Below are 16,910 nucleotides of genomic sequence, written 5' to 3'. Positions count from 1 at the left end.
GCCTCTAGTGGTGGTGGCCCGGCTTCTGGACGTAGGTGCACCCGTCCGCCTCCGCGGGCAGGGTGTGTCCCACTTCTTCGCCGGGCGCCACCGGTGTGCAACGCAGTTCGTGCAGTCCCAACAGCTCCAGGCCGAGCGTGCCGCTCAACGCGAAGCCGTTGCCGAACCCGAAGTCCGGGTTGTCCGAGACCTCGCCGCTCGACAGCGCGCCCTTCCACGAGTTCTGGAAGTCCGGCAGCTTCTCGCGCTGGAACACCACCAGCCCGAGCCGTTCGTACGGACCCGCCTCGCACGTCGCCCACTCCGCCACGTACGGCGCGTAGAGCTTCGCCCGCAGCGGCCCGACGAACTCGGCGAACTCCTCCAACGTCCGAGGCGCCACCTCGTCGCACTGCCCGGTCTTCTCCTGGACCCACTCGCCCACCTCCACTGACGTGGCCAGCGGCGGGCCGAGCGCGTTGGAGCCCAGGCCGGTGGAGCCGGTCGCCGCCGAGGAGCAGGCGACCGACCCCACCAGGAGCGCGACCAGGGCCGCGCACCGCCCCAACATCAGGCCGCGGCGCAGGAAGCGCCGTTGAGGGCGAACGACGTCGGGTTCGTCGGCGTCCCCTGCGACGTGCCGTTGAACCCGAAGCTCACCGTCTGGCCCGGCTGGATGTTCTGGTTCCAGCTGGCGCCCTTCGCGGTGGCCTTGCCCGCCGCGACGGCGACCACGGCCGACCACGCCTGGCCGATCCCCTGACCCGCGGGGACGTCCCAGACCAGCTGCCACGCGTTGACCGCGCTGGTGCCCGTGTTCTTCACCGAGACGTTCGCGGTGAAGCCGCCGGACCACGAGCTGGGCACGCTGTACGTGACCGCGCACGCGCCCGGCGTCGTGCCGCCGCCCGTGCTGGTCCGCACCGACACCGCGGTCGACGGCGGCGAGGTGTTGCCCGCCGCGTCCCGCGCCACCACGTAGAACTGGTACGCCGTGTCCGAGGCGAGGCCGGTGACGGTCGCCGTGGTGCCGGAGGACGTCGAGACCGCCACGTCGGTGGCGCCCGCCTCCCGGTAGACCGTGTAGCCGCTGACGCCGGTGTTGTCCGAGGCCGCGGACCAGCTCAGCGAGACCGAGTCGGCCGTGGCGGTCGCGGTGGGCGTGCCCGGGGCCGTCGGCGCCTGGGTGTCACCGCCGCTGTTGCCGCCGCTGAAGATCACGTCCGAGCAGCTGTAGAACGCCTCGGGGCTGTCGTTGCGCTGCCAGATCGAGTAGATGATGTGGCGGCCGGACTTGTTCGGCAGGGTGCCGTTCCACGAGTACTCGCCGCCGGACGCGACCGGGTTGGTGATGCTGTCGAACGGCACCGGCTCCAGGTCGGACCACTTCAGCGGCTGCGTGACGTCGAAGCCGTCCCTGGTGACGTACTGGTCCCAGGTGCCGGGGTGCGGCGCCCACGCGTTGTACTTGAAGTTGATCCGCGCGCCGGCCTGCAGCGTGGTCACCGGCCAGTCGCTGCGGGCCAGGTTGTACGCGTCGTACTTGGTGGTGGGCCCGCAGAGGTCGCCGTCGGCGATGATCTCGCGGTGCTTGCCGGCGGCCTGGCTGATCAGGTTGCCGTACCAGTCCCACAGCGGTTGCTTGCCACCGATCTGCACCGCGGCGACGCACGCCGGGTTCGTCGGGCTCAGGTCACCGCCGCCGCTGCCCGCCCTGCCGTCTTCGTAGCAGGCGTAGGTGCGGCTTGGGGGGTAAGTCATCGACCCGTGTGCCACCGCTACGCCGCTCTGGACGAAAACGCTGGTCACACCGACGATACCGAGCGCGGCAACAGCCAACGCCCCAAAGCGCTTGAGTCGCAAGGACCTTCTCCTTCAGATCGACGGTGATCTGTGAATCCACGAGCCTGGGAGCGCTCCCAGAATTACGATCGCATTACCGGTGACGCCACGTCAACGACCCGTTTCAACTGGTGGCCACCGGGTACCGCTCGACCATGCGGATCGCGGTGGTCGGTCAGATAGCCCGTGACCTGGTGTTGGTGGTGCCCGAGGTGCCCGGATCCGGTGGCCGCGCGGGCGTGCTGGAACGTCGCGAAATGCTCGGCGGGAAGGGCGCGAACATCGCCCGGGGCACCCGGCAGCTCGGCGCGACGGCCGCGCTCGTCGGGGTCGTGGGGGACGACAGGGAAGGCCGCCTGCTGGTCGAGCGGCTCGGCGCGGACGGCGTAGCGACCACCGCGGTGGTGTGCCGGGAGGGCGTCCGGACGGCGCTGATCGTGGACGTCGTGTGCGCCGGCGAGTACCGGTACCTGGAGGACGTCCCCGGCCCGACCCTCGTGACGGCGGACGACGTGCGGGCCGCGTCGGCGACGTTGGCCGGCGCGGACGCGGTGATCGTGCAGTTGCAGCAGCCGGCCGACGCGGCGCTGGCGGCGGTCCGCGCGGCGACCGGGCTGGTCGTGCTGGACGGCGCGCCGGGCGGGCGTGCGGCCGAACTCCTGGCCGCGGCGGACGTGGTGCGGGCCGACCACCGCGAGGCGGAGGCGTTGACCGGGAGGTCGATCACCGGCGCGGAGGCGGCCCTGCGGGCGGGACGCGAGCTGCTGGCGCGGGGGCCGTCCGTGGTGGCGCTGGAGGTGTCGGGCGAGGCGAACGTGCTGACGTGGAGCGGGGGTTCGGCGGTGATCCCGTTGACCGACGAGGAGGTCGTGGACACCACCGGCGGCGGTGACGCGTTCGTGGCGGCGTTGACCGTGGCGTTGTCGCGCGGTGACGACCCGGAGGACGCGGGCAGGCTGGCCACGGCCGCCGCGGGGCGCGCGGTGGGCCACCCCGGCGGGCGGACGGACCTCGCCGGGCTCCCGTCAGGCGCGCGTCACGTCGGTTAGGCGTTCGAAGAGCTGGTCCGCCGACCGGAGGTGGTCGGGTTCCTCGGTGAACAGCGCGCGGTGCACGTAGGCGTAGAAGACGACGGCCGGGCCGTCCGCGAGGGCGAACCGGGTCAACGGGTGCGTGATGCCGGGGCAGAGTTCCGCGCCGCGCGGGATCACGCGGACCGTGACGTCGGCGCGGTCGACGGCGGTGCCCTCCAGCACGTAGGCCGTGCAGCGGTCGGCGTCGAGCTGCCCGAGGGACGGGTGGAGGCCCAGCGGGGCGAAGACGTCGATCCGCGTCGCGGTGCGGCACAGGACGTTGATCACGCTCGACGCCTCGGCGCCCCACGCGCACCACAGGGTCGGGTCGGGTGTCGGCGACGCGGCGCTGCCGTCCTCCAGCCGCTGGATCCGTTGCGCGGACTGCTCGGTCCGCGAGGCCAGCTCGGCCACGGTCAGGCCGGCGGCTTCCCGGACCCGGCGCAGCTCCAGCCCGAGCAGTCGGCCACGCAGCGTCGGCTTGTGGTCCATCAGGTCATCACCTCGGCTGCCGGAGCACTCCCGGGACCGAAGCTATCTTGATAGTTATCCCGATGTCGACTCATCGAACGAGTGCCCGGTCGCTACCCTCTGTACCGCTCCGGGCCACCAGATCCGACGGGACGAAGGACATGGGCGACGACGCCCCGATCTCCAGCACGGTGCAGGCGTGGGAACTCGGGCTGAGGCTTCGGGAACACCGGGAACGGCTCGGGTTCACGGCGGCGGCGGTCGGCAGGACGACGGGCATCGGCGGCACGAACCTGTCCGCGATCGAGTCCGGCAAACGTCGGCTCACCGCCGCGAAGCTCGGTGATCTCGCCGACGCGTACGAGCTGGCCGACGACGAGCGCGCCGAGCTGGAATCGTTGCGGGCGCAGACGGAGCGGCGGGAGTGGTGGTACGACCACGCCCGCCTCTACTCGGACGACTTCCTGCGGTTGCTGGGGTTGGAGGCGGGCGCCGACAAGGTCTGCGAGTACGCGCCGGACATCATCCCCGGACTGCTCCAGACCGCGGACTACGCGCGGGCGGTGGTCCGGGCGGGCACGCCGTACATCCGGCCGGTCGATGTCGACCCGAGGTTGGCGACGCGGCTGGCGCGGCAGGTCCGCCTCGACGCTGACGACCCGTTGCGGCTCGACGTCGTGCTGGGCGAAGCCGCGTTGCGGCAACTCGTCGGCGACACCGGTGTCATGCGGCGGCAACTGGCGCACCTGCTGGACGTCCTCGACCGCAACGGCGGTCACGTCCGCGTCCGCGTCATCCCGTTCGCGGCCGGGGCGCACCCGCTGCTCGGCGCGGCGTTGAAGATCCTTTCCTTTCGCTCCAACAGGCTCGGCGACCTGATCTACCAGGAGACCGCGATCAGCGGTGTCATCATCGACAAGCGCCAAGTGATACTCGAGTCGACGGCGAGCTTCGCGGAGACGTTCGACCGAGCGCTCGGCGACCGCGACTCGCGCGAGTTCATCGACGCGGTCTACCACGAGATGGAGCGGTTCTGATGCCCTACACCCCCTCGGCCACGGCGCGTGGTTGGTTCAAGAGCAGCTTCAGCACGGCGTCGGGTGACTGCGTCGAGGTCATGTTCGACGGCGCCGTGGTCCAGGTTCGCGACACCAAGGACCAGGGCGCCGGGCCGGTGATCACCGTGGACGCCGCGGCGTGGGACGACTTCCTCGGCCAACTGGTGTCGGGTTCGGTCGAGGCGGACGGCGCGCTGGCCGTGCTGCCCGGGCCGCGCGGCGGCGCGATCCTCCGTGCGCGCGACGAGGACACGGGTCTGCGCTACACGCGGGGCGAGTGGGAGATGTTCATGCGGGGCGTCCGGGCGGGCGAGTTCACCCACTCCGCCGTCGTCGCACGGGCGAGCTGACCCGACCGCGGGTTCCGGCCGCAGCAGCCACGAGCGGGTGTCGCCGCCCGGCGCGAACGCAGCACACCTGGTGGCGCGCAGGGCATCCGGAAGTACACGCGGAGCACGTCGACGCACGTCCCGCCTGGCGCCACGTCGACCGGTGCTTCACCCCGAAGCGTGATCTTCCGGCGCCGGGACGTCGCGCTGTCGGGACGATCGCGGCGTGCCGCGGCTCGATGCGGGGCCGTGGGCTGGGCGTCCGCCGGAACCGGCGGAAGCGGACCCCTTATGGACTGGCGCCGGCGCGTTCCGTAACCTGTCCGAGACCCTGGGCGGGTGTAACCCGTTCGGGGCCCAGCCTGCTCAAGGAGGATCGCGCGAACCGTGGCGTCGAAACCCGCTCAGCGCACCGTCCGCGCGGCCCTGACGGCCATCGCCGTCTCCGCGCTGCTCGGCGCCGCACTGCCCCTCCCCCAGGCCGTCGCAGACCCCGAGCCGCCGGGCAACGCGTCCGAGGCGTTGCAGAAGTACAACGACCTCTCCCACCAGGCCGAGGCCCTCAACGAAGAGCACCTGCGCGCGCAGGAGACGCTGGCCAACGCCCAGGGTTCGCTCGACCAGGCCAACCGCGACATCACCGCGGCACAGCAGGCGCAGGAAGCGCTGCGCGGCCAGGTCGACCTGCTCACCGAGGCCTCCTTCGAGGGCGCCCGGTTCGGCCAGCTGTCCGCGTTGCTGGTCAGCGACTCGCAGCAGGACTTCCTCAACCGCATGTCCGCGCTCGGCGTGCTCGCGGGTGACAACGCGGAAGCGCTGCAAGGGCTCAGCGACGCCGTCGACCTGGCCAACGACGCGGCCCGCCGCGCCGGTGAGGCCGCCGACGCCGCGAACAAGGCCATCGCGGACATCGACCAGCGCAAGGCGGCGCTGGACGGGCAGATCACCGAAGCCCGCGAGGCCTACCGCTCGTTGAGCTCGGCGGAGCGGGCGGCGTTGAACAACGCGGGCGACATGAGCGCGATCCCCGTGCCGGCGGGCAAGGCCGGTGAGGCGCTGGCGTTCGCGCTGCGGCAGCGCGGCAAGGACTACGTGTACGGCTCGAACGGCCCGGACACCTGGGACTGCTCCAGCCTCATGCAGGCGGCGTACCGGTCGGTCGGCATCGCGATCCCGCGCACCACGTACGGCCAGGCGACCATCGGCCGGTCGGTGACGCGCAACGACGTCAAGGCCGGCGACCTGATCATCTACTACTCGGGCCAGACGCACGTGGCGATGGCGATCGACGGCATCCGCGCCGTGCACGCGTCCACCGAGGGCGTGCCGGTGAAGGTGCAGGACATCGAGTCCATCGGACCGGTGGACGTCATCCGGCGCGTGGTCGGCTGAGGCCTCCGCCCGACCGGCCGGTGTCGGGGGGCAGAGGAGTTGCACCCGTCCTGACGGGCGCTCACAGTTCTCCTGGGCCTAGGCTGGACGCGGTTGAGCAGGCAGCCGCACTCTGCCGACCACAGCCAGGGGTGGACATGGAAGATTTCACCGACGCCGTCGCGCTCACGGCGCGCGAGGTGTCCGCGGGCGTCGTGGTCGTCGCCGTGGCCGGTGAGCTGGACATGGCGACGGCGCCGCTGGTGGAGGAGTACGTCCACCGCAGGCTCGGCGACGCGAGCCGGGCCCTCGTGCTCGACCTGTCCGGGGTGACGTTCCTCGGGTCGACCGGCATCAACCTGCTGATCTCGCTGCGAGCGGCGTGCGAGGCGGTGGGCGCGGCGCTGCGGTTGGTGGCGACGACGAAGGTCGTGCTGCACCCGTTGGAGCTGACGGACCTCACCGACCACTTCACGATCGTCACGGCGGTGAGCGAGGCGAGCTGACGGGCTCGGCGTTCAGTCGCCGAGGACGGCCCAGACGACCTTGCCACCGTGCGGCCACGGGTAGCAGCCCCACGTGCGGCTCAGCGACGACACGATCGTGAGGCCCCAGCCGCCGGGGCGCAGCGGGTCGGCCTTCGGCTCCAGGGGCGGGTCGGTGCTCTCGTCGCGCACCGCGACGGTGAGCCGGCGGCCCCGGAGTTCCAGGCGCAGCACCGGCGCCGAGCGGGCGTGCCGGACGGCGTTCTCGACCAGCTCGGTGGCCACCGTGACCGCGTCGTGGACGAGGTGGGTGACGTGCAGGCGTTGGCACGTCTCGCGCACGAAGTGCCGCGCCAGCAGGCCGCTGAGCAGCGAGTCGGGCAACTGCGTCTCGTCACGCGTGCGTTCGGGCGGGCGTTCGACGGCGGCCAGGGCGGCGTGCAGCGCGGTGAACCGCGGCACCCGGCCGGTCGCGCCGCCTGCCTCCAGCGCCCGGCGGTGGCCGGGTGACTCGCCGACCAGCATCACCGGCACGCCCGGCCACTCCGACACGCGCAGCCCCACCGTGGTGAAGACCGACATGAACGCGGGCGTGGCGCACTCGAAGCCGTCGTCGAGCCGCACGATCACGGCGGTGGGCTCGTCCACGGCGCACTTGAGCAGCCCGTCGCGCAGCTCGCGATAGGTGGTCAGGTCGAGCCGGCCGGTCGGCCGGACCACCGCCGCGCCGTCGACGTCCGTGCGGTGGAGCGCGAGTGCGGCCACGCTGCCGCCTCCCTGCCCACGATCTCGCGTTGGCATCAGGTCACCCCGATCGGTGAATACCCGAGCGGTGTAACCCTATTCGCCTGTTCGCGACGCACGGTTGGTCCGGATGGGCTCACCTCATCGCGCGGGTGAGGCGACCTTCGACTTCGGGGTCCACTGGGTGTAGCCGGCGCGCTCGGCCTCGGCGACCGAGCTGAAGACGACATCGCCCTTCATGCGCTTGTAGTACGGCGAGTCGGGGGTGTGGAAGATCATCGACTTGGAGTTCGCCTTGACCTCCAACGACTCCTCCACCGCATCCGCCGCGACAGGGGCCGCAACAGGGGTGGTGGCGGGCTCGGGCTCGGCGACGGTGGCGACAGGCTCGGGCTCGGCGGCAGGCTCGGCGGCGGCTTCCTCGGCCTCGACCTCAACCTCGACGGCGGAGGCGGGGGCGGCGGCAGGCGCGGGCGCGGGCGCGGCTTCCTCGGCAGGCTGCTCGACCTCGGCGACGGGCTCCACGGCGGCGGGCTGCTCGACCGCGACCGGTTCGGCGACCGCGACGGGCTCGGGCTCGACGGCGACCTCGGGCTCGACGGCTTCGGGAGCCTTGGCGGCCACGGGCTCCTCGACGGCTTCGGTGGCCTTCGCAGGCTCCGGAGTGGGCTCGGCGGCCGGGATCGCGGCGGCGACAGCAGGCTCGGCGGCAGGGGTCTCGACGGCGGCGGCGGTGTCAGCGGGCTCGACGGGCTCGACGGCGGGAGTGTCGGGAGTAGAGGTGTCGGAGGCAGGGGTGGTGGGCTTGGCGGCCGGCTGGTCGAGGCGGGCGCGCAGGTCGCGGATGGTCGGGTTGAGGCGCAGCCAGACGGCGGCCGCGCCCGCCAGGAACGCCGCCACGCACAGGACGATGGTGAACAACCAGGACACTGCCAACTCCTACGGCCACAGTTTGCGGAACAGGGACGTCGACCGGACGCGTCACGACAGGCCGCGACACCCTCGGTCGGCAGGACGGGCGCCGCGGGCGTTGCCACCCGAAGTCACGAAGCGCCACACCACGAGCTCGACCCGAAAGCACACGACCCGTCGGCCGAATTCACCGTGTCGGGTACCACAGACTAAGGACGCGTCAAGCGGCGTTCGGCAGCACCCCCTGCCTGCACCCGCACCGACTGCACACCGGGTGCGCGGGCAGCCGCACGTCGACCAGCAGTTTGCGGGCGTCGTCGAACGTCGGAACCCGTTGCCCCGGCACCAACAACCCGTCCAGCACCTCCTGCCGCCGCCGCGCCAACTCGCGCGACCGCTCGACCGGGTCCTTCAGCCGCGACCGCACCCGCTCCCGCGACTGCTCCCGCGCCAGGCTGCCCGCCGCGCTCAACGGCCGCCGGGCGCGCGGCTCGGTCAAGCGGGCGTTGCGCCGGTTGACGCGCCACCAGGCGCCCAGCGTCATGCCCGCCACCGGGGGGCGCGCACGCCGCGCGCCCCCCTGCCACCACGACCTCAGCCGCGCACGGAGGAAGTCGTGCGCTACCTGGTCGCGGCTTCTCGGGCTGCCCTGCCTGCTGCCGTCAGGCCTGCGGTCGACCGCCGCCAGCAGGGCATCGACGCTCCACCCCTCCGCGAACCAGGGCTCGACGACCCGGCGCACGGCGGCGCGGTGGGCGTCGGGCCAGGTCGCGCGCAGGCAGAGCGCCTCGACGGCCGTGTCGATCTCGGCGTCGGTCTCGGGGATGACACGGCCGGGCCACTGACGGGGATCTAGTCGAACTCGCATCGCATGGCTCCCTTCGAACGCGTACCGAACATCCGTTCGAGATAGTGCCACCGACCACCGACAATTCCGGAGTCTTAGATTTGACTTATATAAGCCGAGCCTGAAAGATACTGGTCGTGCACGCGTTCGACGTCCTCGGCGACCCGGTCCGTCGCCGCATCTTGGAGCTGCTCGCCGACGGCGAGCAGACCTCCGGCGCGGTCACGGAGGTGGTCCGCCGGGAGTTCGGCATCTCGCAACCCGCCGTGTCCCAGCACCTGCGGGTGCTGCGCGAGAACGGCTTCGCCCGCGTCCGCGCCGAGGGCACCCGACGCCTCTACGCGGTGGACGACCAAGGGCTGCGCGAGGTGGACGAGTGGCTCGACCGGTTCCGCCGGTTCTGGAGCGGGCACCTCGACGCGCTGGCCACCGAACTCGCGCGCGGCAAGCGCGAGAGGCGACTCAAGGAGGAACAACAGTGATCGACATCGCCGACCAGCTCAAGGCCGTCCACCGCGAGGTGCAGGCCGGCTCGGACGAGACCATCGGCGTGCTGCTGCGCCGCACCTACGACGCGGCGGCGGCGGACGTGTGGGACGCGGTCACCGACCCGGACCGGCTCAAGCGCTGGTTCCTGCCGGTCAGCGGCGACCTGCGCGAGGGCGGCAGCTTCCAGGTGGAGCACAACGCCGGCGGCACCGTCCTCACCTGCTCGCCGCCGAAGCTGCTGCGGCTGACGTGGGGCGCCGAGACCAGCATCGTGGAGCTGCGCCTCACCGAGGACGCCGACGAGCGGACGACGGTCGAGCTGGAGCACACGGTGCCCAAGGCGATGGCGGGCAGCGGCGCGGGCGCGCTGTACGTCGGCCCCGGCTGGGACGGCGCGTTCCTCGGCCTCGGCCTGTACCTCGCGGGCGAGGTGCCCGACGACTTCGACCCGCTCGCCGCCGCCGACTCGCCGGAGACGCGGGAGTTCAACGTCGGGTCCATCGACGCGTGGACGGCGGTGGTCGAGGCCTCGGGCACCGCGACGGACGAGGAGCTGGCGGCGGCCGTCGCGGCGGCGAAGGCCCAGTACACGCCGGACCAGCAGGCGGAACCTGAGTAGTTCCACGGTGGGCGTCGGGGTGCGGCACGGCTAGCTTCCGTGGACATGATCACCACTCACGACCGGGCACGACCGCGCAGGAGATCCACCGGCCCGGTCGTGGGGTTGGCCGCCGTTCTGCTCCTCACCGCCTGCACGGCGGACCCGGGGCAGGCGGCGGGGCCGGCGTCCACGACGCCGACCACCACGACGACCTCACCTCCGAGCACCACCGCGCCGGCCACCACGACGCCGACCCCACCACCGACCGCTCCGACGACCAGCGCGCCGACGACCGCGGTGCCGACGACCGCGGCCGCCCCTGCGATCGAGCCCACCACCGCACCTCCCGCTCCCCCACCGCCACCGGTGGACGTGGCCCTGATCAGGGGGATGGACGCCGGTTCGATCACCTGGGCGCCCGCGCGGATCGTGCGCGCGGAGAGCAACAACACCCGAGCCGAGGCGACCGCGGACCAGGTCAGGACCGCGCGGATCGCCCCTGGCGCGACGTTCCGCACCCCGTTGGGCTGCACGCCGAACGCGGCCGAAGGGCTCCGGCTCGACGGCGAGGGCCTCGGCCTGGTCCGGTGCACCGCGCACGACTTCACCAGCGGCGCGTACTACCTCCCGTACGCGCCACGCCTCACCTTCGACGCCCGCGGGGAGATCGTCGAGGTGGCCGACCGCTACCACCCGTAGCTACGGCTCGGCGACCTCGGCCTCGACGCTGTCCAGCGTCGCCTCGATGCCGTCCAAGCCGGGGTCCGCGGGTGTCGCGCCGTCGGCACGGCACCCGGCCACCGCGAACAGCAGCACGACGGCCGCGACCACGGCCCTCACTTGACGCCGCAGTGCTGCGCCTGGAACTCGTCGACGCGGCGCTGCGCGTCACCGAGCCTGGTCAACTGGTCCGCACGCCGCTCCAGCCGCCGTTCCAGCCGCTCGGCGCGGGTGGTGTTGCCCGCGTCGCGCGCCTGCTGCGCTTTGGCCCGCAGCCACGCCGTCGACCCGGCCACCTCCGGCCCGCCGTTGATGCGGGTGGTCAGCCGCGTGACGCGCTCCTCGATCCTCGGCGCCCGCTGCTCGCACAGCTGCTTCACCTTTTCGGGGCTGATGGTGATGGGCGCGTAGCTGGTGTCCTGCGCCGCCGCGACCCCGGTCGAGCAGAGCCCGAACGCGGCGGTGACGACGACGGCGAGGCGAATCCCTGTGTTCATGACGGCCACGATGACCGGTCACGGTGTGGAGCGCGTGCGACGGATGTTCGGATCGCGCAAAGGTCGCGCCGGGCGGGCCGAGTTTCACCCGCCGTCGCAGCGGCAACCCTCTCCCCCATGACCGACACCTTGTGGGACGACTTCCACCGCGTAGTGAACATGACCTCGCACGAACTGGAGGAGTGGCTGCGCACCCGCTCGGCGGACGAGGACAGCGAGACCGTCCCCGACCAGGCAGGCACGCCGACCGGCCAGGAGGTGCTGCGCGTCCTGCGCAAGCGGCGCACGGACCTCACCACCGAGGACGTGAAGGTGATGCGCAAGGTGGTGGACCGGGTGCGGGAGCAGCGGCGCGACGACCTGGAGCCGACGGCGGGCGAGGCGCACTGGCGCCACCGGCTCATGTCGATCGGCCACGACCCCCTCAAGCCCGCTTGAGCCTCAACCCCGGCGGGCGGCGGCGGCTTTCTCGGCGTCCCCCAGCCGCACGCCCGCCTCGGGGACCAGCCCGAACTGCACCACCTGGCGGCGGGCGAGGACGTCGGTGAGCCAGTCGACGGCGACCCGCAGCCGGTTGCCCGGCATCGCGAGCAGGTGGTAGCCGCGCGCCACCACCTTCGCGGGCAGGCCGGTCAGCGGCACGTGCAGCGGGTCGGCCACCGCCTGGGCGCCCGCCAGGTCGACCACGAACCCCAGGTCGCGGTGCCGGTAGGTGCCGACGGTGCCGTGTCCGAGGGACGCCGCGACGTTGCGCCCGGCGAGCTTGCCCTGGCGCTGCGCGTGCTGCGCGGTCATCGGCGTCGGCTTGCCGTCGTTGAACACGTCCGGCACGGCCGCCACGTCACCGGCCGCGAACACGTGCGGGTGCGTCGGCACCGCCAACGTCGGGTCGACCACCACCCGTCCCTTCACCGTCGCCAGCGAGACGGACTCCACCAGCGGGTCCGGCCGCACGCCGACGCACCACACGAGCGTGCGGGTCGGGATCCGGCTGCCGTCGGTCAGCTTCGCGCAGTCCGCGGTGACCTCCTCGACGCTGGTCTCCAGCCGCACGTCCACGCCGCGCGAGCGCAACACCCGCGCGGCCGGCTCGGACAGCCGCTCGTCCAGGCCCGGCAGCACGCGCGGCGCCATGTCCACCAGCACCCACTTCACCTCGGACTCCGCCAACCCGCTGCGCCCGCGCAACGCCGACCGGGTCAGCTGCCTGCCCTGCGCCACGAGTTCCGTGCCCGTGTAGCCGGCGCCGACCACGACGAACGTCGCCCGCGCCGCCCGTTCCGCCGGGTCGGTCGCCTGCTCGGCCAGCTCCACCTGCCGCAGCACGTGGTCGCGCAGGAACACCGCCTCGGCGACCGACTTGAACCCGAACGCGTGCTCGGCCACGCCCGGGATCGACATCAACCGGGTGACCGAGCCCGCCGTCAGCACGAGCCGGTCCCACTCCAGGACCTGCTCACGGCCCTCGACGTCGATCGCGGTGCACGTGCGCGCGGCCAGGTCGAGCCCGGTGGCGTGCGCCTGCACCAACCGCGTGCGCGGCAGCTTGGGCCGCAGCGGCACGGCCACCCGGCGCGGGTCGAGCGAACCGCCCGCGACCTCGGGCAACAACGGCACGTAGAGCATGTAGTCGGTGGGGTTGACCGCCACCAGGTCGGCCGCGTCGGCGGGCAGCACGCGTTCCAACGCGCGCAGGCAGTGGTAGCCCGCGAAGCCCGTTCCGACGACCAGCACGCGCGGCTTGCCCATGGCTCGATCCCTCCCGCCGGTGTCCTGTTCCGCCAGCGGGTACCCCGGACGGAGAAGGGGTAGACAACTGGGCATGGCCCTGGGACTGCCTGACGCGATAACCGCCTGCCTCTTCGACCTCGACGGCGTGCTGACCAGCACGGCCGTGCTGCACCGCCGCGCGTGGCGGCGCACGTTCGACGACTTCCTGCGCCCGCACGGCGAGCCGCCGTTCGCCGAATCGGACTACATCAAGTACGTGGACGGCCGGCCGCGCTACGACGGGGTGCGCGAGTTCCTGGCCTCGCGCGGCATCACGCTGCCCGAGGGCGAGCCGGACGACCCTCCCGACGCCGACACGGTGCACGGCGTCGGCAACCGCAAGAACGACCTGCTGGAGGCGATCATCCGGCACGAGGGCGTGACGCCCTACGCGGGCACGGTGCCGTACCTGCGCGCGGTCGAAAGCGAAGGGCTGGGCATCGGCGTGGTGACGTCGTCGGCGAACGCGACCAAGGTCCTCGACGCGGCCGGCCTGAGCCCGTTCGTGCAGGCGTTGGTGGACGGCGTGGTCATCAGCCGCGACGGGCTCAAGGGCAAGCCCGCGCCGGACTCGTTCCTGGTGGGCGCGCGGCTGCTCGGCGTGAGCCCGGAGCACGCCGCCGTGTTCGAGGACGCGCTGGCCGGCGTGGCGGCCGGTCGGTCGGGCGGGTTCGGGCACGTGGTGGGCGTGGACCGGACCGGGCAGCGGGAGGCGTTGCGCGCGCACGGCGCGGACGTCGTGGTCGAGGACTTGGCGGAGCTGCTGTGACGGGATGGGAGACCCACCCCTGGATGGTGCGCTGGGACGGCCTCGCGGTGGACCAGCTGCGCCGGACCGAGTCGGTGTTCGCGCTGTCCAACGGGCACATCGGCATGCGCGGCACACTGGACGAGGGTGAGCCCCGCGGGCTGCCCGGCACCTACCTCAACGGCTTCTACGAGGGTCACGCGCTGCCGTACGGCGAGTCCGGCTACGGCTACCCCGAGGCGGGCGAGACCATCGTCAACGTCACCGACGGCAAGGTGATCCGGCTGCTGGTCGAGGACGAGCCGCTGGACATGCGCTACGGCCGGGCCCACGCGCACCAGCGCGAGCTGGACTTCCGCACCGGCACGCTGCGCCGCGCCACGGAGTGGGAGTCGCCGACCGGCCGCCGGGTGACCGTGCGCACCGAACGGCTGGTGTCGCTGACGCAGCGGGCCGTCGCGGCGATCCGCTACGAGGTCGTGCCGAGCGAGGACCTGCAACTGGTGGTGCAGTCGGACCTGCTGGCCAACGAGCCGGTCGAGAACGAGGGCGACGACCCGCGGGTGGCCGCGGCGCTGGACGAGCCGCTGGTCGCGGACTTCGCGCACGCCGAGGACTACCGGGCCGTGCTGGCGCACCACGCGCACAACTCGGGGCTGCGGATGGCCGCCGCGATGGACCACGAGCTCGACGTCGAGGACGGCGTGCGCACGGAGATCCGCGCCGAGGGCGACCTGGCCCGCTTCACCGCGGCCGTGGACGTGCCGGCGGGCGGCCGGCTGCGGCTGGTGAAGTACCTGGGTTACGGCTGGTCCGCGCAGCGGTCGGTGCCCGCGCTGCGCGCGCAGGTGGAGGCGGCGCTGGCGGGCGCGCGGCAGACCGGCTGGGAGGGCCTGCTGGCCGAGCAGCGGCGGTTCCTGGACGACTTCTGGGAGGTCGCGGACATCGAGCTGCACGGCGACGACGAGCTGCAGCAGGCGCTGCGGTTCGCGTTGTTCCACATCATGCAGGCGGCGGTGCGCGGCGAGACCCGGGCGATCCCCGGCAAGGGGCTGACCGGGCCGGGCTACGACGGGCACGCGTTCTGGGACACCGAGATGTTCGTGCTGCCCGTGCTCGCCTACACCGTGCCGGAGGCGGCGCGGGACGCGTTGCGGTGGCGGCACTCGACGTTGGACAAGGCGCGCGAGCGGGCCAGGGTGCTCGGTCAGCGCGGCGCGGCGTTCCCGTGGCGGTCGATCAGCGGCGCGGAGTGCTCGGCGTACTGGCCGGCGAGCACGGCCGCGTTCCACGTCAACGGCGACGTGGCGCACGCCGTGGCGCAGTACGTCAACGCGACCGGCGACCGGGCGTTCGAGCGGGAGTGCGGCGCGGAGATCCTGGTCGAGACGGCGCGGCTGTGGACGTCGCTGGGGCACCACGACCAGCACGGCGGGTTCCGCATCGACGGCGTGACCGGGCCCGACGAGTACTCGGCCGTGGTGGACAACAACGTCTACACCAACCTGATCGCGCAGAAGAACCTGCGCGGCGCGGCGGACGCGTGCGAGCGGTGCCCGGACGTGGCCGAGCGGCTGGACGTCACCGCCGAGGAGGTGCGGGGCTGGCGCAAGGCCGCCGACGGGATGCTGATCCCGTACGACGACCTGCTCGACGTGCACCAGCAGAACGAGGGGTTCACCTCGCACGCCGAGTGGGACTTCGACGGCACCGACGCCGACGAGTACCCGTTGCTGCTCAACCGGCCGTACTTCGACCTGTACCGCAAGCAGGTGGTCAAGCAGGCCGACCTGGTGCTGGCCATGCACGTGCGCGGTGACGCGTTCACGCCCGGGCAGAAGGCGCGCAACTTCGCCTACTACGAGCCGCGGACGGTGCGCGACTCGTCGCTGTCGGCCGCCACGCAGGCGGTGCTGGCGGCCGAGGTCGGCGCGACGCGGCTGGCCTACGACTACCTGGCCGAGGCGGCGTTCACCGATTTGCACGACTTGCACCGCAATGTCCACAACGGACTGCACATGGCGTCGTTGGCGGGCGCGTGGGTGGCCCTGGTCGCCGGGTTCGGCGGGATGCGCGACCACGACGGCGAGCTGTCGTTCGCGCCGCGCCTGCCGCCGGGGCTGACCAGGATGGCGTTCCGCATGTCGTTCCGCGGCACCCGGTTCGCGGTGGAGGTCGAGGAGGGCTCGGTCACCTACCGGATCGTGGCGGGCGACGCGCTGCGCACCAGCCACCACGGCGAGCCGATCGTGGTGGAGCCGGGCGTGCCGGTCACGATGTCCACACCGGACGCGCCCGAGCCGCCCGGGTTGCACCAGCCGCGGCACCGCGCGCCTGCCCGGAGGTCGCCCTCGGTCCGCTGGCCGTTCACAGTCGTTCCGGGGGAACCCGGAACGGAAAGCACGGCGCCGCAAGAAGATCGACGATGAGGTGCCCGGCCGGACTCTTGGGGGGAGGGGAGCCCGGCCGGGACTTGTCAGGCGGCCAACTGGGGGGGTAGCGGCCGCCTAAGGCCTCATCGCAGGCACGGGTACCCCTGTTACCGGGGTTCAATCACGTATTCCGATAACGGCCGGGTGATCCCCGTCATCCCGGGGCCGCGGCAGACCGCCCACACCGCTCGACGGCCCCGGTGACCAGCGCGAACGATCTCCGCACCACCGGGGCGACACCGCGGTGGCGACGCGGCGCCCGCCGACCCGGCCCGAGCGGGAGGTAACCCACAGGAGTGAGAAGGGCAGCGCCGCGGGCCGCGGCCGGACAGGATCCCCCAACGTGAGCTCAACACCGATCTACGACGAGTTGGCGGCGACCTACCTCGCCGACCTCATCCCCGCGCCCGGCGACGCCGGACCGGACCAACCGGGCGAGCAGGCGTCGCCCGCGGCACCGTCCACCGACCGGCCGCCGGCGCACACCCGACCGAAGGTCTGAACCACCTCCGATCTTGACACCGCCTCACGCAGCGGAGTAG

General features: G+C 72.7%; 22 protein-coding genes. 12 read left to right on the top strand and 10 right to left on the bottom strand.

The genetic code is table 11. The annotated features are described in order from the left end of the window. Nucleotides 1-4: 4 nt before the first annotated feature. Both ADK67_RS09610 and ADK67_RS09605 read right to left on the bottom strand, forming a co-directional pair. Complete coding sequence (locus tag ADK67_RS09610) at nucleotides 5-550, bottom strand: hypothetical protein (RefSeq protein WP_053716044.1); 546 nt, start codon at nucleotides 548-550, stop codon at nucleotides 5-7. Next, the gene (locus ADK67_RS09605) at nucleotides 550-1,740 is read right to left on the bottom strand and encodes a lytic polysaccharide monooxygenase (RefSeq protein WP_231648093.1); all 1,191 of its coding nucleotides are present in this window, start codon (nucleotides 1,738-1,740) and stop codon (nucleotides 550-552) included. Before ADK67_RS09605 ends, ADK67_RS09610 begins: the two co-directional genes overlap by 1 nt. A gap of 236 nt (nucleotides 1,741-1,976) precedes the next feature. On the opposite strand from ADK67_RS09605, the gene ADK67_RS09600 reads away from it, so the two are divergent. Further along, nucleotides 1,977-2,870, top strand: coding sequence for a PfkB family carbohydrate kinase (locus tag ADK67_RS09600; protein ID WP_053716088.1), 894 nt, complete (start codon nucleotides 1,977-1,979; stop codon nucleotides 2,868-2,870). Here ADK67_RS09600 and ADK67_RS09595 read toward each other — a convergent pair. After that, a complete protein-coding gene (locus tag ADK67_RS09595; RefSeq protein ID WP_053716042.1) occupies nucleotides 2,847-3,386 on the bottom strand; it encodes a Scr1 family TA system antitoxin-like transcriptional regulator in 540 nt (179 codons plus the stop codon). The two genes, ADK67_RS09600 and ADK67_RS09595, sit on opposite strands and share 24 nt — an antisense overlap. A 140-nt stretch (nucleotides 3,387-3,526) precedes the next feature. Here ADK67_RS09595 and ADK67_RS09590 point away from each other — a divergent pair, with 140 nt between their 5' ends. From ADK67_RS09590 to ADK67_RS09575, 4 genes are all read left to right on the top strand, one after another. Then, nucleotides 3,527-4,402, top strand: a complete 876-nt coding sequence (locus tag ADK67_RS09590) for a helix-turn-helix domain-containing protein (RefSeq protein WP_053716041.1) — start codon at nucleotides 3,527-3,529, stop codon at nucleotides 4,400-4,402. After that, nucleotides 4,402-4,773 (top strand): DUF397 domain-containing protein, encoded by a 372-nt coding sequence (locus ADK67_RS09585; protein WP_053716040.1) that lies wholly within the window; start codon nucleotides 4,402-4,404, stop codon nucleotides 4,771-4,773. The genes ADK67_RS09590 and ADK67_RS09585 overlap by 1 nt, the downstream gene beginning before the upstream one ends. A gap of 366 nt (nucleotides 4,774-5,139) precedes the next feature. Beyond that, a complete protein-coding gene (locus ADK67_RS09580; protein WP_053716039.1) occupies nucleotides 5,140-6,144 on the top strand; it encodes a C40 family peptidase in 1,005 nt (334 codons plus the stop codon). Between the two features lie 137 nt (nucleotides 6,145-6,281). Then, entirely contained in the window at nucleotides 6,282-6,629 is a 348-nt protein-coding gene (locus ADK67_RS09575) for an STAS domain-containing protein (RefSeq protein ID WP_063797551.1), read from the top strand. 12 nt (nucleotides 6,630-6,641) lie between these two features. Here ADK67_RS09575 and ADK67_RS09570 read toward each other — a convergent pair whose 3' ends face one another. From ADK67_RS09570 to ADK67_RS50645, 3 genes are all read right to left on the bottom strand, one after another. Next, a complete protein-coding gene (locus ADK67_RS09570; RefSeq protein WP_053716037.1) occupies nucleotides 6,642-7,373 on the bottom strand; it encodes an ATP-binding protein in 732 nt (243 codons plus the stop codon). 120 nt (nucleotides 7,374-7,493) lie between these two features. Continuing rightward, nucleotides 7,494-8,282, bottom strand: coding sequence for a sunset domain-containing protein (locus tag ADK67_RS09565; RefSeq protein ID WP_053716036.1), 789 nt, complete (start codon nucleotides 8,280-8,282; stop codon nucleotides 7,494-7,496). Nucleotides 8,283-8,484: 202 nt separating this feature from the next. Then, nucleotides 8,485-9,132 (bottom strand): hypothetical protein, encoded by a 648-nt coding sequence (locus tag ADK67_RS50645; RefSeq protein WP_053716035.1) that lies wholly within the window; start codon nucleotides 9,130-9,132, stop codon nucleotides 8,485-8,487. A gap of 116 nt (nucleotides 9,133-9,248) precedes the next feature. On the opposite strand from ADK67_RS50645, the gene ADK67_RS09555 reads away from it, so the two are divergent. Both ADK67_RS09555 and ADK67_RS09550 read left to right on the top strand, forming a co-directional pair. Further along, nucleotides 9,249-9,593 (top strand): ArsR/SmtB family transcription factor, encoded by a 345-nt coding sequence (locus ADK67_RS09555; RefSeq protein ID WP_053716034.1) that lies wholly within the window; start codon nucleotides 9,249-9,251, stop codon nucleotides 9,591-9,593. After that, on the top strand, nucleotides 9,590-10,219 hold the full coding sequence (locus tag ADK67_RS09550; protein WP_053716033.1) for an SRPBCC domain-containing protein: 630 nt from the start codon (nucleotides 9,590-9,592) through the stop codon (nucleotides 10,217-10,219). The genes ADK67_RS09555 and ADK67_RS09550 overlap by 4 nt, the downstream gene beginning before the upstream one ends. Nucleotides 10,220-10,275: 56 nt before the next feature. On the opposite strand, the gene ADK67_RS09545 is transcribed toward ADK67_RS09550, so the two are convergent. Beyond that, nucleotides 10,276-10,536 (bottom strand): hypothetical protein, encoded by a 261-nt coding sequence (locus tag ADK67_RS09545; protein WP_157620046.1) that lies wholly within the window; start codon nucleotides 10,534-10,536, stop codon nucleotides 10,276-10,278. Between the two features lie 55 nt (nucleotides 10,537-10,591). Between ADK67_RS09545 and ADK67_RS09540 the strand changes: the two genes are divergently transcribed. Further along, complete coding sequence (locus ADK67_RS09540) at nucleotides 10,592-10,900, top strand: hypothetical protein (RefSeq protein WP_053716031.1); 309 nt, start codon at nucleotides 10,592-10,594, stop codon at nucleotides 10,898-10,900. Here the strand turns inward: ADK67_RS09540 and ADK67_RS54565 are convergent, their stop codons facing one another. Both ADK67_RS54565 and ADK67_RS09535 read right to left on the bottom strand, forming a co-directional pair. Further along, nucleotides 10,901-11,032, bottom strand: coding sequence for a hypothetical protein (locus ADK67_RS54565; protein WP_269435987.1), 132 nt, complete (start codon nucleotides 11,030-11,032; stop codon nucleotides 10,901-10,903). It lies immediately after the preceding gene. A gap of 5 nt (nucleotides 11,033-11,037) precedes the next feature. Continuing rightward, on the bottom strand, nucleotides 11,038-11,418 hold the full coding sequence (locus tag ADK67_RS09535) for a hypothetical protein (RefSeq protein WP_053716030.1): 381 nt from the start codon (nucleotides 11,416-11,418) through the stop codon (nucleotides 11,038-11,040). A gap of 117 nt (nucleotides 11,419-11,535) precedes the next feature. Here ADK67_RS09535 and ADK67_RS09530 point away from each other — a divergent pair, with 117 nt between their 5' ends. Continuing rightward, nucleotides 11,536-11,856: a DUF3140 domain-containing protein gene (locus ADK67_RS09530; RefSeq protein WP_053716029.1), complete on the top strand. Its 321-nt coding sequence runs from the start codon at nucleotides 11,536-11,538 to the stop codon at nucleotides 11,854-11,856. 3 nt (nucleotides 11,857-11,859) lie between these two features. On the opposite strand, the gene ADK67_RS09525 is transcribed toward ADK67_RS09530, so the two are convergent. Continuing rightward, nucleotides 11,860-13,167: an NAD(P)/FAD-dependent oxidoreductase gene (locus ADK67_RS09525; RefSeq protein ID WP_053716028.1), complete on the bottom strand. Its 1,308-nt coding sequence runs from the start codon at nucleotides 13,165-13,167 to the stop codon at nucleotides 11,860-11,862. A gap of 73 nt (nucleotides 13,168-13,240) precedes the next feature. On the opposite strand from ADK67_RS09525, the gene ADK67_RS09520 reads away from it, so the two are divergent. The 3 genes from ADK67_RS09520 (at nucleotide 13,241) to ADK67_RS50640 (ending at nucleotide 16,870) form a co-directional block, all read left to right on the top strand. Beyond that, nucleotides 13,241-13,957: an HAD family hydrolase gene (locus tag ADK67_RS09520; protein ID WP_053716027.1), complete on the top strand. Its 717-nt coding sequence runs from the start codon at nucleotides 13,241-13,243 to the stop codon at nucleotides 13,955-13,957. A 23-nt stretch (nucleotides 13,958-13,980) separates the two neighbouring features. Further along, nucleotides 13,981-16,365 (top strand): glycoside hydrolase family 65 protein, encoded by a 2,385-nt coding sequence (locus tag ADK67_RS09515; RefSeq protein ID WP_063797543.1) that lies wholly within the window; start codon nucleotides 13,981-13,983, stop codon nucleotides 16,363-16,365. A 346-nt stretch (nucleotides 16,366-16,711) separates the two neighbouring features. After that, nucleotides 16,712-16,870: a hypothetical protein gene (locus ADK67_RS50640; RefSeq protein WP_157620044.1), complete on the top strand. Its 159-nt coding sequence runs from the start codon at nucleotides 16,712-16,714 to the stop codon at nucleotides 16,868-16,870. Nucleotides 16,871-16,910: the final 40 nt, after the last annotated feature.

This window comes from Saccharothrix sp. NRRL B-16348, assembly GCF_001280085.1.
Classification (GTDB): Bacteria; Actinomycetota; Actinomycetes; order Mycobacteriales; family Pseudonocardiaceae; genus Actinosynnema.
This window is presented reverse-complemented; position numbering and strand designations above follow the sequence as displayed.

What these genes read in the sequence shown, in the direction of transcription:
- ADK67_RS09585 (WP_053716040.1), top strand. Translation starts at nt 4,402, where the DNA reads ATGCCCTACACCCCCTCGGCCACGGCGCGTGGTTGGTTCAAGAGCAGC.
- ADK67_RS09525 (WP_053716028.1), bottom strand. Translation starts at nt 13,167, where the DNA reads ATGGGCAAGCCGCGCGTGCTGGTCGTCGGAACGGGCTTCGCGGGCTAC.
- ADK67_RS09530 (WP_053716029.1), top strand. Translation starts at nt 11,536, where the DNA reads ATGACCGACACCTTGTGGGACGACTTCCACCGCGTAGTGAACATGACC.
- ADK67_RS09535 (WP_053716030.1), bottom strand. Translation starts at nt 11,418, where the DNA reads ATGAACACAGGGATTCGCCTCGCCGTCGTCGTCACCGCCGCGTTCGGG.
- ADK67_RS09595 (WP_053716042.1), bottom strand. Translation starts at nt 3,386, where the DNA reads ATGGACCACAAGCCGACGCTGCGTGGCCGACTGCTCGGGCTGGAGCTG.
- ADK67_RS09515 (WP_063797543.1), top strand. Translation starts at nt 13,981, where the DNA reads ATGGTGCGCTGGGACGGCCTCGCGGTGGACCAGCTGCGCCGGACCGAG.
- ADK67_RS50645 (WP_053716035.1), bottom strand. Translation starts at nt 9,132, where the DNA reads ATGCGAGTTCGACTAGATCCCCGTCAGTGGCCCGGCCGTGTCATCCCC.
- ADK67_RS09590 (WP_053716041.1), top strand. Translation starts at nt 3,527, where the DNA reads ATGGGCGACGACGCCCCGATCTCCAGCACGGTGCAGGCGTGGGAACTC.
- ADK67_RS09575 (WP_063797551.1), top strand. Translation starts at nt 6,282, where the DNA reads ATGGAAGATTTCACCGACGCCGTCGCGCTCACGGCGCGCGAGGTGTCC.
- ADK67_RS09540 (WP_053716031.1), top strand. Translation starts at nt 10,592, where the DNA reads ATGGACGCCGGTTCGATCACCTGGGCGCCCGCGCGGATCGTGCGCGCG.
- ADK67_RS09520 (WP_053716027.1), top strand. Translation starts at nt 13,241, where the DNA reads ATGGCCCTGGGACTGCCTGACGCGATAACCGCCTGCCTCTTCGACCTC.
- ADK67_RS09605 (WP_231648093.1), bottom strand. Translation starts at nt 1,740, where the DNA reads ATGACTTACCCCCCAAGCCGCACCTACGCCTGCTACGAAGACGGCAGG.
- ADK67_RS09600 (WP_053716088.1), top strand. Translation starts at nt 1,977, where the DNA reads ATGCGGATCGCGGTGGTCGGTCAGATAGCCCGTGACCTGGTGTTGGTG.
- ADK67_RS09610 (WP_053716044.1), bottom strand. Translation starts at nt 550, where the DNA reads ATGTTGGGGCGGTGCGCGGCCCTGGTCGCGCTCCTGGTGGGGTCGGTC.